The sequence below is a fragment of the Paraburkholderia silviterrae genome (assembly GCF_004353915.1).
GTDB lineage: Bacteria > Pseudomonadota > Gammaproteobacteria > Burkholderiales > Burkholderiaceae > Paraburkholderia > Paraburkholderia silviterrae.
Map to the genome: position 1 here is coordinate 23,333 of NZ_SMRP01000035.1, position 16,032 is coordinate 39,364.

Sequence of the window (16,032 nt, forward strand, 5' to 3'; positions counted from 1 at the left end):
GGATCGAAGTTTGCGCACGTCGAGGCCTCGGCTAGTGGGGGACGCTGCCGCACGCGAGCGGCAAGGGCGAGGGCGCTGCGGGCATCGGGTTAGCCGGCGCGGGCTGCGCGGCGAGCCAGGCGGCGATGGCCGTGATGTCGCGCTCGGAGAGCAGCGAGGCGATGTCGTGCATGCAGTCCGGGCTGGCGGCGCGGCGCGCGCCGTAGCGGAACGCGCCCAGTTGTGCGCTGATGTAGTCGGCATGCAGGCCCACGAGGCCCGGAATGGCGGGCTGCATGCCGGTGAGCGAGGCGCCGTGGCAGGCCGCGCACGCTGGCACCTTGCGGCTGGCCTCGCCGTTCATGACGAGCGACTTGCCGAGCGCGAGCATGGCCGCATCCACCTTGGGCGTGGCGGGCGGCGGATACGGCGGATGCTCTTGCGCGAAGAACTCGGCGATCTGCTTCAAATAGGCATCGGGCAGATACGCGAGCAGATAGTTCATCGGCGGGTAACTGCGGCCGCCGTCGCGAAACGCGATGAGCTGGTTGTAGAGATAGCCGGCGGGCTTGCCGGCGAGGCGCGGGAAGTAGTCGTTGTCGGTGCCTTCGCCGTGTGCGCCGTGACACGCGGCGCAGCCCATCACGCGGGCCTGCATGGTGTCAGGCGCGCGCTCCGCGGGTGGCGCCGCGAAGGGCGCGGCGCACGGCAGCGCGAGCGCAAGGGCACAGAGGACAACGCGGACGATGCGGTTTCTCAATGATTCCCTCGTTGCGGATTGTGGACGGCAGGGACGGCACAAGCGCGATGCGATTCGGTATCAGTTGAGGCGTCGTCCGGCACGGTGATGGGCTCGCTCTTGTGCTGCGCCTTGAAGGCGCAGCGTGGCGACCGCGTTCCGGCACGCATCTTCTGGAGCACATTATCGTGGAAAAACGTGCGCTGTCGAGTTGAACGTGTACAAATTATCGACGACGGCTTTTTCGATTCGGCCTTTAAATAAGGACGTTTGCTAACGCATCCATATTGAGGATCAAACGCGGCTTGCATCGATAACTACGGAATCCGAATCAATTGATGCGGCCATGCGACTTTGTCCGGCGACGATTGCGCCCATCGTGCGCGGGCCGTCAATCATGCTGGCCGACCTAGTTGTCCGATGTCTTCGGTCTTGCGCCGGAGTCATGCGAAGCGGCGCTGGCGCGAGCGATGCGACGGCGGGGCGTGCGGTTGTCCGACGACGTATAATGAAACGAAACTCGCATCCCAAGGAGAGGACGATGGCCGATTCGAGCGCCGCGCCCATACCCACCCGCACCCGCAATCTTGCCGAACAGGCCGTCAATTACATCAACGAGCAGATCGCTTCGCGCATGCTCAAGCCCGGCGACAAGCTGCCGACCGAAAGCAGTCTCATGGGCACGCTAGGCGTGAGCCGCACCGTGGTGCGCGAGGCCATCTCGCGGCTGCAGGCCATGTCGGTGATCGAGACGCGTCACGGCATCGGCAGCTTCGTGCTGGAGCCGCGCCGCGAGCCGCTCGATCTCGAGGTCGTGCCGGCGAGCACGCTCAACGACCTGCTCTCGGTGCTCGAGCTGCGCATCAGCCTCGAAACGGAATGCGCCGGGCTCGCCGCGCAGCGCGCGAGCGAGCGCGATCTCGCGAATATCCGCACGGCGCTCGACGCGATTTCGGCCGCCACGCGCTCGGGCGGTGACAGCGCCAACGCCGACCTGCAGTTCCATGTCTCAGTGGCGCGCGCCACCGGCAACCGCTATTTCGTCGACATCCTCACGCAGATGGGCGCGGCGCTCATTCCGCGTCATCGCATCGATTCGGCCGGTATCGCGCACAGCGATCCCAAGGCCTATGCCGAACTCGTGAACCGCGAGCACGAGAGCATTTTCGAAGCCATCGCCAGGCACGATTCCGAAAGCGCGCGCGCGGCGATGCGCATGCATCTGTCGAGCAGCAGGGAGCGGTTGAGGCGGGCGGCGGCAGCGGGGGAGGGGGCTTGATAAGAGAAGAGCGATATTGTTTCGCTCGCGGTGACAAACGACGCGCCGGACGACATAGCCGGTCAGCGCGCCGATCGATCACCCCCGCACAACCTCCCCATCCCTGCGCCGCCAGAGCCCAAGCGGATTGGCATCCGCTAGCGCTTCGGGCAGCAGCTCAGCCGGAAAGTCCTGATAGCAGACCGGGCGCAGGAAGCGCTCGATCGCGCTCGTGCCCACCGAGGTCGCGCGGCTATCGGAGGTGGCCGGGAACGGTCCGCCATGGACCATCGCGTGGGCCACTTCCACGCCGGTCGGGAAGCCGTTCACGAGCAGGCGGCCCGCCTTGCGCTCGAGGATAGTCACGAGGCGCTTCGCGGCGGGCAGGTCGTCGCGCTCCATCTGGATCGTGGCGGTGAGCTGGCCCGCGAAGTGCTCCGCCACCGCAAACAGTTCCGCCACGTGCGCGCAGCGCACCAGGGTCGAAGCCGGACCGAACACTTCGTCTTCGAGTGCGTGCTGCGCGAGGAAGGTCTTCGCGTCGGTCACGAAGAGCGCGGCGCATGCCTCGTTCGGGCCGCGCTCCGGCTGGCCTTGCGCGCATGCCAGCACGCCCGGTGTTTCAGCGAGTCGTCGCACACCCTGTTCGTAAGCGGCGTGAATGCCAGCCGTCAGCATGGTTTGCGCGGGCTTGCCGGCGAGCGCCGCCTGGGCGGCCGCGACGAACTGTGCGAGCGCGGGGCTTTCCACGGCGATCACGAGCCCCGGGTTCGTACAGAACTGGCCCGCGCCGAGCATGAGCGAATCGACGAAACCCTGGGCGATGGCCGCGCCGCGCGTGGCGAGCGCCTCCTGCAACAGGAACACCGGATTGATACTGCTCATTTCCGCGTAGACGGGAATCGGCTCGGGTCGCTGCGCGGCGATCTGCATGAGCGCGGTGCCGCCCGCGCGCGAGCCGGTGAAGCCCACGGCCTTGATGGCCGGATGCGCGACGAGCGCCTCGCCCACGGTGCGCCCCGCGCCGACGATCAGCGAGAACACGCCTTCGGGCAGCCCCATGTCCTTGACGGCCTGCTGGATCACGCGGCCCACCATCTCCGAGGTGCCCAGGTGCGCGCCATGCGCCTTCACGACCACCGGGCAGCCGGCAGCGAGTGCGGCCGCCGTGTCGCCGCCCGCCACTGAGAAGGCGAGCGGGAAGTTGCTCGCGCCGAACACGGCGACCGGACCGACCGCGATCTTCTGCAGGCGCAGATCGGCGCGTGGCAGCGGCTTGCGCTCGGGCAGGGCGGAGTCGAGCGTCGCGCCAAGCCACAGGCCCTGGCGCACTTCCTGCGCGAACAGGCGCAACTGGCCCACGGTGCGGGCGCGCTCGCCTTCGAGGCGCGCCTTCGGCAGGCCCGTTTCCGCATGTGCGCGCTCCGTGAGCGCGTCGCCGAGCGCCGCGATGCCGTCGGCGATGCGCTCGAGGAACGACGCACGCACGGGCAGCGGCAGGCCGCGATAAGCGTCGAAGGCCGCGGCGGCCAGCGCGCAGGCCTGCACCACGTCTCCGACGGTGCCGCTGCCGAACACCGGGGCAGGGATGTCCGCGCCAGTCGATGGGTTGCAGGCCAGCAGCGGCTGGTCCGAGCCGCGCACCGCGCGGCCCCCGATCAGCATTTCGCCGGTGATTTGCATGTCGCCTCCTGATGTCGTTGCTAGATATATGTCATCGTACAACATAAGATCGGCAAGAGCCAATCCCGGCATGATGCGAGGCGCTTCCAGGCCCATAATTTGCGCTAGTCAGGCACTTTTCTGGCGCGCTGAAAGGGTAAACGCTATGTTGAAGTGATCGTACAACATCGCTAGAATGTCATCAGACAACGTACCACGATGCGACTTGTCGATGCCGAGCCACCGGCCAGGGCGCCAAATTGGAGACAACCCCGATGTCCACTTCCGCCACCCGCTACGAAGACCTGCTGGATTCGGCCAGCGCCAAGGTCAAGCGGCATGTCTTGCCGCTGTTCCTGATCATGTTCATCGCGAACTACATCGACCGCGTGAACGTCGGTTTCGCCGGCGCGCACATGAAGGCCGATATCGGTCTTTCGGCGGCGGCGTACGGCCTGGGCGCGGGGCTGTTCTTCGTCGGCTACGCGATCTTCGAAGTCCCGTCCAACATCCTGATGCAGAAGTTCGGCGCGCGCGCCTGGCTCACGCGCATCATGGGCACGTGGGGCATCGTCGCGGCGAGCATGGCCTTCGTGCACAACGAGACGTCGTTCTACGTGCTGCGTTTCTTGCTCGGCATCGCGGAAGCGGGCTTCTTCCCGGGCGTCGTCTATTACTTCGCGCAGTGGCTGCCGCAAAAGGAGCGCGGCAAGGCCGTGGCGATCTTCCTCGCGGGTTCGGCGTTCGCCTCGGTGCTCTCCGGCCCGGTCACGGGCGCGCTGCTTTCGGTGCACGGCTTGGGCCTCTCGGGCTGGCAGTGGATGTTCCTGATCGAAGGCGCGTTCTCCGTTGCGCTGTGCGGCGCGAGCTGGCTCATGCTGAAGTCGCGCATCCGCGACGCGCACTGGCTCTCCGGCGCCGAGCAGACCGCGCTCGAAACCTGCATGGCGAGCGAGCAGGCCGAGCGCGAAGCCGCGACGGGCGCGTATGTGCCGGTCACGCGGCTGTTGCGCGACCCGCAGATCGTGCTGTTCTGCTTCCTCTATTTCGCGATCCAGTTGACGATCTACGCGGCCACCTTCTGGCTGCCCACCATCATCCGCAAGATGGGCGGCCTCACCGACTTCCAGGTGGGCCTGTACAACACGATTCCGTGGATGATCGCCATCGTCGCGATGTACTGCTTCGCGCTGCTCTCGGCGAAATACCGCTTCCAGCAAGCCTGGCTCGCCGTTGCGCTCGTGATTGCCGCGTGCGGCCTGTTTGCCTCGACCTCGGCGGATCCGGTGTTCTCGTTCGTTGCGATCTGCTTCTCGGCCATCGGCTTCAAGGCGGCTTCGTCGCTGTTCTGGCCGATCCCGCAGGGCTATCTCGACACCCGCGTGGCCGCCGCGGTGATCGCGCTCATCAATTCGCTCGGCAACCTGGGCGGCTTCTTTGCCCCGGCCACCTTCGGCTACTTGCAGCAGCACACGGGCTCGATCACGGGCGGGCTTTACGGCCTTGGCGTGACGTCGCTGATCGCCGCCGCCGTCGCGTTCCTCGCGCGCAACAAGCCTGCGCGCCGCGCCTTTGCCGAGGCGCCGGTGCAGGGCAGCGCGCAGTGAACGCACGCGAATTTGCGCGCGGAGAGAAGTCGCCGCGCGTCTCGCTCTATCGCGTCGGTGCGCAAAGCGGCGCGCTCACGCTTGCTTTGCGCCGCACGGGCGGGCAGGGCGCGAACCGGGTCGAAATCGTCGCCGCGCAAGATGGCGCGGATGCAGCGGATGCTCATCAGGTATCCTGATTATTGGAATCGTCAGGCGCAGCGCGCCGCATTTATTGAGGTCATGCTTCCATGTCTACACAGAACGTCCAGCCATACGGCGAGCCGAAAGTCACGTCGAGTGCCACGCCCGTCGTGACCGAACTGCGCGTCGTGCCCGTTGCGGGCCGCGACAGCATGCTGATGAATCTCTCCGGCGCACACGGCCCGTTCTTCACGCGCAACGTCGTGCTGCTGCGCGACAGCGCGGGCAACACGGGCGTGGGCGAAGTGCCGGGCGGCGAGTCGATCCGCAAGACGCTCGACGACGCGCGCGCCTTCGTGGTCGGCCAGTCGATCGGCAATCTGCAGGCGGTGCTCAACACGGTGCGCAAGCAGTTCGCCGATCGCGACGCGCTCGGCCGCGGCCTGCAGACCTTCGACCTGCGCACGACCATCCACGCCGTGACCGCGCTCGAGGCCGCGCTGCTCGACCTGCTCGGCCAGCATCTGAACGTGCCCGTTGCTGCACTGCTGGGCGAAGGGCAGCAGCGCAGCGAAGTGGAGATGCTTGGCTATCTGTTCTTCATCGGCGATCGCAACAAGACCGATCTGCCGTACGCGAGCGGCGCCGATGGCCGCGACGACTGGGAGCGCCTGCGCACCGAAGCAGCGATGACGCCCGAAGCCGTCGTGCGCCTGGCCGAGGCCGCGCAACAGCGTTACGGCTTCAACGACTTCAAGCTCAAGGGCGGGGTGCTGGCGGGCGACGCGGAAATGGAGGCCGTCACGGCGCTGGCCGAGCGCTTCCCGCGAGCGCGCGTGACGCTCGACCCGAACGGCGCGTGGTCGCTCGCCGAGGCCATCCGCCTGTGCCGCGACAAGCACGGCGTGCTCGCTTACGCGGAAGACCCCTGCGGCGCGGAAAACGGCTACTCGGGCCGCGAAGTGATGGCCGAGTTCCGCCGCGCGACGGGCCTGCCCACGGCCACCAACATGATCGCCACCGACTGGCGCCAGATGGGCCACGCGATCCAGCTGCAATCGGTGGACATTCCGCTCGCGGACCCGCATTTCTGGACCATGCAGGGCTCGGTGCGCGTGGCGCAGATGTGCAACGACTGGGGGCTCACGTGGGGCTCGCACTCGAATAACCACTTCGACATTTCGCTCGCGATGTTCACGCATGTGGCCGCCGCGGCGCCCGGCAAGATCACTGCGATCGACACGCACTGGATCTGGCAGGACGGCCAGCGCCTCACGCGCGAGCCGCTGCAAATCGCAGGCGGCAAGGTGCAGGTGCCGCACAAGCCGGGCCTCGGCATCGAGATCGACCTGGACGCGCTGGAGCAAGCGCACGCGCTCTATCAGCAGCACGGCCTGGGCGCACGCGACGACGCGATCGCCATGCAGTACCTCATTCCCAACTGGAAGTTCGACAACAAGCGCTCGTGCCTCGTGCGCTGAGCGCGGCCCGAACGCCACGCCATCGACTGAACACCTTTACCGACTTCATCACAGGATCAAGACCATGACCACGCCGCAAGAGCTCAAGCAAATCGTTTCCGACGGCCTGCTTTCGTTCCCCGTCACCGACTTCGACGCAGAGGGCAACTTCCGCGCCGGCACCTATGCCGAGCGCCTCGAATGGCTCGCCCCCTACGGCGCGAGCGCTTTGTTTGCGGCGGGCGGCACGGGCGAATTCTTCTCGCTCACGAAAAGCGAGTACTCCCAGGTGATCAAGACCGCCACTGAAACCTGCAAGGGCAAGGTGCCGATTCTCGCGGGCGCGGGCGGCCCGACGCGCGTGGCCATCGAGTACGCGCAGGAAGCGGAGCGCAACGGCGCGCAAGGCATACTGCTGATGCCGCATTACCTCACGGAAGCCTCGCAGGAAGGTATTGCGGCTCACGTCGAGCAGGTCTGCAAGGCCGTTCCCAGGATGGGCGTGATCGTCTACAACCGCGCGAATTCGAAGCTCGGCGCCGACATGCTCGAACTGCTGGCGCAGCGCTGCGAGAACCTCATCGGCTTCAAGGACGGCGTGGGCGATATCGAGTCGATGGTGACGATCCGCCGGCGCCTGGGCGAGCGCTTCTCGTACCTCGGCGGCCTGCCCACGGCGGAAGTCTACGCGGCGGCCTACAAGGCGCTGGGCGTGCCCGTGTACTCGTCGGCGGTGTTCAACTTCATTCCGAAGACGGCGATGGACTTCTACCGCGCGATTGCCGCGGACGATCACGCCACCGTCGGCAAGCTCATCGACGAGTTCTTCCTGCCGTACCTGAAGATCCGCAATCGCCGCGCCGGCTACGCGGTGAGCATTGTGAAGGGGGGCGCGAAGCTCGTCGGCCACGACGCGGGCCCGGTGCGCGCGCCGCTCACCGACCTCAACGAAGAGGAAATGGCGCAGCTCGACGCGCTCATCAAGAAGCTGGGTGCGCAGTAATTCCGCGCAGCTCAATGCCCGGCGGCGTCGCCGAACAGATCGAAGTTGGCCTGATCGGCGGCTGGCGCTGCGGCGCTGTCTTGCGCGTTCGTGCGCTTGCGCCGCTGGCCCTTTTGCTGGCGCGGCTTGCCGAACAGATCCTCCGCGGTAAAGCCGAATTCGGCGATGGCGGCACGGGCGGCCGCAAGCGCGTCTTGAGCCGCCTCGGCGCGCAACGCTTCGATGCGCGCGTCCAGGGCGCGTTTTTCGGCGAGCAATTCGAGGTAGGTAGCCATCTGCTGTCTGGTCGGTTGGGGTGGTGGGAGCGGTAGATTTTACGTCAAGCGCTGCGCGCCGTGCGTGACATGGCGCTCATCATCGAGGCGAACCGGCGCCCACGCTCACAGATACGCGGCAAGCAGCGTCGTCACGAGCGCCGAAAGCGCCAGCAGCAGCGCAGCGAGCCAGAGCGAGGCGCGCCGCGGCGCGCGCACGGCAGCGGGCAGGCGCTTGGCGCCCGTCACCATCGGGCCGAGCAGATTGTGGCCCTTGAGGAGCGCATAGACCGCGATCGCGCATACATGCAGCACGACGGCTGCGGCCAGCAGGTCCCACCCCCAGGCGTGGATGGCCGCGATCGCATTCGCGACGGCGGCCGGGACGATCTCGGAGAGCGGGCCTTCGTCGGCGATATCGTTGTTGTCGTAGAGGCCAGAGAGCGTTTCGACGAGCAGCAGCGCGAGCAGAAACAGCACCATCCACCCGCCCGCCGCGTTGTGGCCGACCTGCACGTCGGGCTCGCGCCGCGCCAGATGGCGCAAATGCCGCCACGCCGCAGCGGGCGTCGCGACGAAGCGCGTGAAGCGCGCGGTCTCGCTGCCGAAGCAGCCCCACAGCAGACGGAACAGCACGAGCGCGAGCAGCGTCTCGCCCGCGCGCACGTGCAGATGCATCCAGTTCAAGCGTTGCGAGACATAGGCGAGCGCCACGAGCACAACGGCGAGCCAGTGAAACAGCCGCACGGGCAGATCCCAGACACGCACACGGCGCGTGAGCGCGGCACTGGGCGAGGGCGAGGCGTCAGGTCCGGTATCCATGGCAATCCTCTATATTGCGGCGAGTGTGGGCGAGCGGGCGCGTTGGCGCGGCGCTGATTGCACTGTAACGCTGCCATGCGCGGCGCGCTCGTGCCCGGCATGGCGTCGGCTCGCGCTTTCGGCCATACTTGCGCCAGTTTTACACGACCCGCGAACAACGAAGCCGATGAACAAGAACCGACTCGAAGCGTTCAGCGATGGCGTGCTCGCCATCATCATCACCATCATGGTGCTGGAACTCAAAGTGCCGCACGGCGAGGATATCGCGGCGCTCCTGCCGTTGTGGCCCACGGTGCTCAGCTACATCCTGAGCTTCGTGTATGTCGGCATTTACTGGAACAACCATCATCACATGCTGCACGCTTCCAGCAGCGTGAACGGCACCGTGCTATGGGCGAACCTGCATCTATTATTCTGGCTTTCGCTGCTGCCGTTCACCACGGGATGGATGGGCGAGAACCACTTCGGGCGCTGGCCTACCGTGCTTTACGGCCTGAATCTGCTGTTCTGCGCGATCGCCTACGTCGCGCTGCAAGGGACGCTGGTACGCCATCACGGCGCGCAAAGCGCGCTCGCGCGTGCGCTGGCACACGATATGAAGGGCAAGGCTTCGGTGGTGGGGTACGTGCTGGGAATGGGGCTGGCGGCGGCGGGGTGGCCGCATTTCGGCGCGCTGTTCTTCGTGGCGGTGGCGCTGCTGTGGCTCGTGCCGGACCGCCGGATGGAGCGCCTCGTGGCGGCCGCGCACGAGCCGCCGCAAGAATAAATCAGGCGGGCGCGGTCTGCCTGTGGCGATGGAGACCGCGCCCGCTTCCGTCTACGTGGTCTCGACGGATTAGCTGGCCATATGCTTGCGCTGCGCCAGCTCCTTCGCCTTGGCGATGTCCGCCTGGATCACCGGCAGTCCTTCGCTTGCGGCCTTCTTCAGCCCCGCATCGCGGCCCGAGGCGATTTCCGCCTGGAAGGCCGAAAGCGTCTTTTGCTGGCCGGCCAGCGCCACCTGCTCGATATAGGCCTTGTCGAAATCGGCGCCGCGCAGATTCTTGATGCTGTCGATCGTGGCCATGTCCGGGTCGTTGCGCGGCACGTCCACGCCGCGCGGGCTCGCGGCGCGCATCGAGTTGGAGAGCTTCGTGTAGTCGGAGACGATCTGCTCCGCGAAGGCCTTCACTTCGCGGTCGGAAGAGCGCGAATCGGCAATGCGCGCGGCGTCGCGTTGCGTGGCGACGGTCTGCGTGCCGTCTGCGATGAAGCTCTTGTCGGCTTCATGCAGCTTGTCTGCGGCACCGGCGGCGGCCGCATTGGTCGTGGCAGCCGTGGTCGCATTGGCGGTGGCGGGGTTGGTGCCGGCAGGCGCCGCGGTCTGGGCGTGAGCGCCCAGCGAGAGCACGAGAAGGCCGGCGGCGGATGCAGTGGCGAGCGAAGCAAGCGAGAGGCGGGGCATAGGAACTCCTTTCTACGTGATTTATCGATTGCACAAACGAGGCCCTGGCGGGATGCGATACGCATGTGTTGCGCGGGCTTCGTTTGCGACCGCTGTGCGAGCTTGTCGCGCAACGGTCTGATGAATTCTAGGAAGGCTTGGCGCGTAGAGGTGAAACCATGGCGTCGCTTCTGTAACGGTTGGTAAGAACGCTGGGCGGCGCAAGAGAGCCGCTCGCGATTCATCGCGATGTCATCGGCATCGTGCAAGACGTGAGACGCCGCTCGATCTGCGCATATGCACTGTTGCGGCGTGCGTGGGCCAATAGTGCATATGCATCGATTGCGGCGCTGCTCATCCCCAGGCGTGCGTCGATCGTGTTGCGGCACATCTGCAGCGATACGGTACGCCAATGTGCCTGGCAGATGGCACAATGGTCCCATTCGTTCACGTCTGATTTCACGTATTCGTCACTTCGATCCCGTATAGAGCGGCGGGACTCGCGAGACCAACAGGATGGCATCCAGCACGAACCCGATGACCGGCAAGGGCAGACGTTTCGTCGAGCGCATCTGGCGATTGCGCATGGCGGGGCTGGGGCTCGGGTTCTTCTGCGTGGCTTCGGTGTTCGTGCAGCAGGGGCGCGGTCCGTTGCTCTGGGCACTGCTCGTATTCCATGGCTTCATCTGGCCACACGTGGCGCGCCGTGCCGCGCACGCATGTGCTGTGCCGTATCGCGGCGAGCGCCTCAATCTGATGGTCGACTCGGCAATGGGCGGCCTGTGGGTGGTCGCAATGCGCTTCAACTTGCTGCCGAGCGTGCTGATCCTCGTGATGCTCAGCATGGACAACATCGCGGCGGGCGGCGTCAGGCTCTTCATGCGCGGCGCCGCCGCGCATCTCGTGGGATTCGCGCTCGGGCTGCTGTTGCCCGGTTTTGCGTTCGAGCCGGACACGCGCATGCCCACGATTCTCGCCTGCCTGCCGTTTCTCATCGTCTATCCGCTCGTGCTCGGCTGGAGCACGTATCGCATTTCGAAGAAGCTCGCCGAGCAGACGCGCACGCTAGAACGCTTGAGCCGCACCGACGGTCTCACGGGCCTGCTCAATCGCCGCCACTGGGAAGAGCTGCTCGCCGAGGAATTCGAGCGGTGCTGCTCGGCGCACTATGCGTCGTCGCTGCTGCTCATCGATCTCGATCACTTCAAGAGCGTCAACGACACGCGCGGCCACCCGGCCGGCGACGCGGTGCTGCAGGCCTTCGCGGCGCTGCTGCGCGAGCACTTTCGCGTGGGCGGCAGCATCGGGCGTTACGGCGGCGAGGAATTCGGCATCGTGTTGCCGGGCGCGACGCTGGCTGAGGCGCGCGCGGTGGCCGAGCGCTTTGCGGCGTCGGTGCGGATGAAGGCGCGGGAAGCGGGCACGGCGTGCCCATGCACGGTAAGCATCGGCGTCGCGCAATGCGACGAGACGATGAACGATTACACCGAATGGCTCAAGCAAGCGGACGCGAGTCTTTATCGCGCGAAAGTGGCGGGCCGCGACCGCGTGGTGGCGGCACACGTCGATGCGGCGTGAGCGCGAGCCTGCGCGCTCAAGCCTGGATGCGAAGACGCAACGGCCGAAACGCGCCAGCCTTGCAGGCATGGCGCGTCCGGCAACGCATCCGGATCATCAGGGCAGTGAAATCGTGAGATTGGCCGATTGCGGCCCGAGCTTGACGATGTTCGTATAAGGCGCGAGCGTGCGCACGGTGCTGTCACGCAGCCAGGTGTTGAGGCCGAGCCACGCGAGAACGCCGACCAGCGCGAACACGGCGCCAATGGTCCAGAGCGGCACTTCGCGCTTGAGGCGGTGCACGACGAGATCGGGCAGCGACCAGTGCGGCGCGAACGCCGCGCGCTTGCCCTTCATGTGGGCGATTTCGTCGCCGATGCGCGCCGTGAGATACGCAAGCTTCTCGGGCCCCTCGAGCATGTACTTGCCCTGGAAGCCCAGCAGCAGGCACATGTGAAAGACCTCGAGCGACTGCAGCCGCGCCGCGCCCTGCGCGCGGCATTCCTCCAGATACTGGAAGAACTTCTCGCCAGCGAGCTGCTCGCCGAACAGCGTGAGCTGCAACGGCCGGCGCTCCCAGTCCGAGCGGATCTTGAACGGCGAGGAGAGCACCGACTCGTCGATGGCCGCGCAGAACGCGAACTTCGCGGCATAGACGTCTTCAGCCGCGATATTGAGCTTCTTCGCGCCGCGCTCGAAATCGCCGAGAAACTGCTGCACGCGCGCGCCGAATTCCTTCGCGTCGCCGGGCTCGCGGCCGTTCTTCAACAGGAACAGCATGAAGAAACCGTCGTACAGCAAGTCGAGCAACGAGCGGACCTGGTACGCGGGCTCGCTTGACGGCATGGCCGGCGTGGGCGACGCGGAAGGCGGCGGTGTCACGCCGAACAGGGAAGGCGCGTTCGTCATGACGTCACCGCGATGAGTTCGAGTTTGAGATCGTTGATGCCCGAGGGCGTGTAGACCATGGTCGACTGCGCCTGGATCATGCGCTCATAGAGCGCGCTGCGCGACTCCAGCGCGAAGTAGCACGCGCCCGGGCGCACCGGAATGGCCGGCGGCACCTGCGGCGTGTAGACGAGGCGCACGCCGGGCATGGCGGAGAGCACGAGCTTGTCGACGTCGTCGGGGGCGCCCACCTTGAAGCGCGCGGGCACGGCCTCGACCAGATCGACCGCGGGCATGTCGGCGGAAACGGCCAGATAGAACGTGGTCTTGTCGTCGATTTTGCCGGAATCGAGGCGCCCGATATGGAACGACGCCCGCACTTCCTCGAGCGCGATCGCGAAGTACTGCGTGGAGATCACCGTCTCGAGCAGGTCGCGCAGGATGGTGTCGAGGCGCGCGAAGCCGGGGCCCGGTTCGTCGTGGCGATAGGCGGGCAGGTCGGCGAGCGTATGGTTCTTCGAGAACGTGAGCAACTGGCCGGCGAGGCGCAACTGCTCCTGGAAGAGCCGCTCGGGATGCAGCGCCGCGTGCTGGTACAGATGCGCGAGCGTCGCGAACGCGCCGCTTGCCGTGTGCAGCAGCCAGAACGAGGCGATGTCGCCCGAACGGAATTCGATGATGTTCTTGGTGGGCTCGCGATGGAAGCCATAGAGCGCGTTGACCTTGGCCTGCAAGGCATCGATCAGCCGGCGCAGACGCTGATGCAGGAGCGGCGACGCCTCGATCGCAAGACTGGGCGGCACGAAGCTCTCGTCGGCCTCGAAGCCCGAGGACGCGGTGCGCCGCACGCGCACGACCGGCACCGCGAGCAGCTGGTCGCGCGGCTCGGTGTGGGCGACGAGCTTCACGTTGCTCTTGAGGAACGTGACGTCGGCCAGCGCGGCGTCCGTATAGTGGTCGGACACGCTGGCCTGATCGCTCACGTAGCGCGCGACGAAGCCGGCGTCGCGATCGCTCGAGTAGTTCGAGCCGTTTTCGCGCACCTGGTGCAGCGCAAGATAGAACGTGAATTCGTTGATACCTTCAGGCAGCGCATCGAGCGCGACAGGCGGCGGCAGGTCGTCGGCCTGCGGCGCGGAGTACAGCGTGCCGTCGGGAAACACGAGCGAGAGCTCGTTCAGGCGCAGGATGTTGCTGCCGAGCGAATCGTGATCGACGCGGATCGAGCGCACGCCCCAGTTATATGGCTGGATGGCCTGGATCGACTCGAAGAGCCGCGCTTCGTGATAGGCGTCTTGCCGCTGGAAGTGCTGAGGCCTGAGAAAGAGGCCTTCCCCCCATAGCACTTTCGAGGAATAGCTCATGTTGATTCAGCGTTATGCGTCGATCGGGCCTGCGCGTGCCGACGGACTGGATTGGTTAAAGTGCTTCGCTTCTATCACGGTTCAATTGCACCGCTATTGCAGCTGCATTCCCGTTGCTTCTGGCCCGCTTTAAATCGCCGCTCGCGGCGATTTATCCACAAGTTACCGACGAGAGCAGATTGAGCGCTTGCGCCGACTGCCCCGCACCGGACGGAATTACCGTGCCGCTCGTAACGGTCATGGCGCAGTTGTGCAGGCCGACCATTATGCCGGATTTCTCCGATTTCGCCGGGTCAAATGCGAACTTCCAACGCTCCATTGCCGGGTCCCGAAAGAGTGCGACGATCCCGAACGCCTGCGCTTCGCGCGAGACCTTCTCGGTCGCGTTATAGCGCTGCCCCGGGATCAGCGTGATTTCGCGCACACTCAGCAAGTCGCCGCCCAGCGTGCTTTTTTCCTTCGCGGGGTCGGTAAAGGTATCAAAAGGCGCCTGCTCGAACGAGGTCGGGTCTTTCAGCGTGTAGAGGCGCACCACTAATGCGAGCGGCTTGTTGTCGTTCGCCGCGTTCAGGTTGCGCGCCGCATAAAGCGTGATGCCCAGATCGCGCGGTGGCTTCTGGCTGTCCGGCACGTCGGGCTTGCCGATGCCGGCGAACTGCAGGGCGGCCGACGCCGCGCTCCCAATCGCGGGCACCGCCGCCGCACAGCCGCCCAGCAAGGCGGCAGCGGCACACAGCGCAACCGCATTCGATGCGAATTGAATAATGCGCACAGTCATTTTTATCGCGGGCGCTCGGACCCGTGCTCTCCAGCTACGTTAATATGTCTTGGCGCGGGTAATGCACGGCGCATTGCGCGGGCATTAACCCTCCCCGTGGTGCCTTCATTTATTTAATGGAGCAGGAAATTTTTCCTTCCCGCGCCGCCGCTTTCAATGGTCATATCGGTATTTTTTCCTTGGTCCACTCGCCGTTTATTCGCGGGTTCAGTGCTTTTAGCCCGCATGCTATTTCTGGCGCTTTTAAAACAAGGTTAAGTCATCTTGAAATTAAGAAAATTGGCCTGTACTATACGGCGCGCTGGGGGATAAGTAAAACTCCTGCCTCTGAATTAAAAAATTAACCGGTCTAACGGCGGTGAAAGAACGATGAAAAAGCGGGTTTTTTCGAAGCTAACGGGGGTTGTGATCGCTTGCGGTGTAATCGTCGCCGGCTGCGCTTCCCAGAGCAACACTCTCTCGACATCGCCCGAGGCCTTCAACAAGGCGCTCGCGGACGCGGACACGCTTTCGAAGGGCGGCAACCAGGACCAGGCCATTGCGGCTTATCAGAAGCTCGCCGCCGCCGATCCCACGCGTGAGGAGCCGTGGTCGCGCATCGCGCAGATCCAGTTCCAGCAACAGCATTACGGCCAGGCGATCGTCGCCGCGCAGGAAGCCCTGCAGCGCGACCAGACCGATCGCGCCGCGAAGAGCGTGCTCGCCGTGGCGGGCCTGCGCGTGGCCACGCAGTCGCTCGGCGAGCTGCGCCAGGACGCGTCGCTGCAAGGCGATGCGAAGACAGACGCCCAGGCGCTCGCCAAGGAGCTGCGCGACACGCTCGGCGAAGACGCGCTGTTCCCGCCCGATCAGAGCGCGAAGACGGCCGCGAAGAAGAAGCGCTACGTGCGCCACGTCGTGAAGGCGGCGCCCAAGGCCACCGAGGCGGCCGATGGCGCGACCGCGCCGGCGCAGACTCCGCCCACGTCTGCCGTTGCGCCCACGGCAACGGCGCCTGGCAAGGCGGCCGGCAACGGCGCGGACCCGTTTAGCGCGCTGCGCTAGGCGGCAGCGGCGGTGAGCGGCAACACCACTGGCTAGCAAGGCCACAACGAAGGCCATAACGAAGGTCAAAA

17 protein-coding genes are annotated in these 16,032 nt (G+C 65.7%); 9 read left to right on the plus strand and 8 right to left on the minus strand.

The window, feature by feature from the left end:
- Positions 1-31 precede the first annotated feature (31 nt).
- Positions 32-637, minus strand: coding sequence for a c-type cytochrome (locus EYW47_RS35595; protein WP_133199532.1), 606 nt, complete (start codon positions 635-637; stop codon positions 32-34).
- Between the two features lie 622 nt (positions 638-1,259).
- On the opposite strand from EYW47_RS35595, the gene EYW47_RS35600 reads away from it, so the two are divergent.
- Entirely contained in the window at positions 1,260-1,997 is a 738-nt protein-coding gene (locus EYW47_RS35600) for a FadR/GntR family transcriptional regulator (RefSeq protein WP_133199495.1), read from the plus strand.
- Between the two features lie 78 nt (positions 1,998-2,075).
- On the opposite strand, the gene EYW47_RS35605 is transcribed toward EYW47_RS35600, so the two are convergent.
- Complete coding sequence (locus tag EYW47_RS35605; protein ID WP_133199496.1) at positions 2,076-3,659, minus strand: aldehyde dehydrogenase (NADP(+)); 1,584 nt, start codon at positions 3,657-3,659, stop codon at positions 2,076-2,078.
- 254 nt (positions 3,660-3,913) lie between these two features.
- On the opposite strand from EYW47_RS35605, the gene EYW47_RS35610 reads away from it, so the two are divergent.
- The 4 genes from EYW47_RS35610 to kdgD all read left to right on the plus strand — a co-directional run bounded on the left by EYW47_RS35610 (position 3,914) and on the right by kdgD (position 7,831).
- The gene (locus EYW47_RS35610) at positions 3,914-5,245 is read left to right on the plus strand and encodes an MFS transporter (protein WP_133199497.1); all 1,332 of its coding nucleotides are present in this window, start codon (positions 3,914-3,916) and stop codon (positions 5,243-5,245) included.
- Positions 5,242-5,424, plus strand: coding sequence for a hypothetical protein (locus EYW47_RS35615; protein WP_133199498.1), 183 nt, complete (start codon positions 5,242-5,244; stop codon positions 5,422-5,424). The genes EYW47_RS35610 and EYW47_RS35615 overlap by 4 nt, the downstream gene beginning before the upstream one ends.
- Before the next feature lie 51 nt (positions 5,425-5,475).
- On the plus strand, positions 5,476-6,849 hold the full coding sequence (gudD, locus tag EYW47_RS35620; RefSeq protein ID WP_133199499.1) for a glucarate dehydratase: 1,374 nt from the start codon (positions 5,476-5,478) through the stop codon (positions 6,847-6,849).
- A gap of 64 nt (positions 6,850-6,913) precedes the next feature.
- Positions 6,914-7,831: a 5-dehydro-4-deoxyglucarate dehydratase gene (gene kdgD, locus EYW47_RS35625; RefSeq protein WP_133199500.1), complete on the plus strand. Its 918-nt coding sequence runs from the start codon at positions 6,914-6,916 to the stop codon at positions 7,829-7,831.
- A gap of 11 nt (positions 7,832-7,842) precedes the next feature.
- On the opposite strand, the gene EYW47_RS35630 is transcribed toward kdgD, so the two are convergent.
- Together EYW47_RS35630 and EYW47_RS35635 are read right to left on the minus strand one after the other, a co-directional pair.
- Positions 7,843-8,106, minus strand: coding sequence for an H-NS family nucleoid-associated regulatory protein (locus EYW47_RS35630; RefSeq protein WP_133199501.1), 264 nt, complete (start codon positions 8,104-8,106; stop codon positions 7,843-7,845).
- Between the two features lie 105 nt (positions 8,107-8,211).
- On the minus strand, positions 8,212-8,907 hold the full coding sequence (locus tag EYW47_RS35635; RefSeq protein WP_133199502.1) for a cytochrome b/b6 domain-containing protein: 696 nt from the start codon (positions 8,905-8,907) through the stop codon (positions 8,212-8,214).
- A gap of 166 nt (positions 8,908-9,073) precedes the next feature.
- On the opposite strand from EYW47_RS35635, the gene EYW47_RS35640 reads away from it, so the two are divergent.
- Complete coding sequence (locus tag EYW47_RS35640) at positions 9,074-9,673, plus strand: TMEM175 family protein (RefSeq protein WP_133199503.1); 600 nt, start codon at positions 9,074-9,076, stop codon at positions 9,671-9,673.
- Between the two features lie 69 nt (positions 9,674-9,742).
- Here EYW47_RS35640 and EYW47_RS35645 read toward each other — a convergent pair whose 3' ends face one another.
- A complete protein-coding gene (locus EYW47_RS35645) occupies positions 9,743-10,351 on the minus strand; it encodes a DUF4142 domain-containing protein (RefSeq protein ID WP_133199504.1) in 609 nt (202 codons plus the stop codon).
- Positions 10,352-10,846: 495 nt separating this feature from the next.
- On the opposite strand from EYW47_RS35645, the gene EYW47_RS35650 reads away from it, so the two are divergent.
- Positions 10,847-11,908 (plus strand): diguanylate cyclase, encoded by a 1,062-nt coding sequence (locus EYW47_RS35650; RefSeq protein WP_240764059.1) that lies wholly within the window; start codon positions 10,847-10,849, stop codon positions 11,906-11,908.
- Between the two features lie 96 nt (positions 11,909-12,004).
- Here the strand turns inward: EYW47_RS35650 and icmH are convergent, their stop codons facing one another.
- From icmH to tssJ, 3 genes are all read right to left on the minus strand, one after another.
- Positions 12,005-12,796, minus strand: coding sequence for a type IVB secretion system protein IcmH/DotU (icmH, locus tag EYW47_RS35655; RefSeq protein ID WP_133199505.1), 792 nt, complete (start codon positions 12,794-12,796; stop codon positions 12,005-12,007).
- The gene (gene tssK / locus EYW47_RS35660) at positions 12,793-14,139 is read right to left on the minus strand and encodes a type VI secretion system baseplate subunit TssK (protein WP_133199506.1); all 1,347 of its coding nucleotides are present in this window, start codon (positions 14,137-14,139) and stop codon (positions 12,793-12,795) included. The genes icmH and tssK overlap by 4 nt, the downstream gene beginning before the upstream one ends.
- 151 nt (positions 14,140-14,290) lie before the next feature.
- Positions 14,291-14,917, minus strand: a complete 627-nt coding sequence (gene tssJ, locus EYW47_RS35665) for a type VI secretion system lipoprotein TssJ (RefSeq protein WP_133199507.1) — start codon at positions 14,915-14,917, stop codon at positions 14,291-14,293.
- A 116-nt stretch (positions 14,918-15,033) separates the two neighbouring features.
- On the opposite strand from tssJ, the gene EYW47_RS35670 reads away from it, so the two are divergent.
- Complete coding sequence (locus EYW47_RS35670; RefSeq protein WP_133199508.1) at positions 15,034-15,261, plus strand: hypothetical protein; 228 nt, start codon at positions 15,034-15,036, stop codon at positions 15,259-15,261.
- Between the two features lie 25 nt (positions 15,262-15,286).
- Positions 15,287-15,961 carry a tetratricopeptide repeat protein gene (locus tag EYW47_RS35675; RefSeq protein WP_165976771.1) on the plus strand — a complete coding sequence of 225 codons (675 nt, stop codon included), beginning with the start codon at positions 15,287-15,289 and terminating at the stop codon, positions 15,959-15,961.
- Positions 15,962-16,032: the final 71 nt, after the last annotated feature.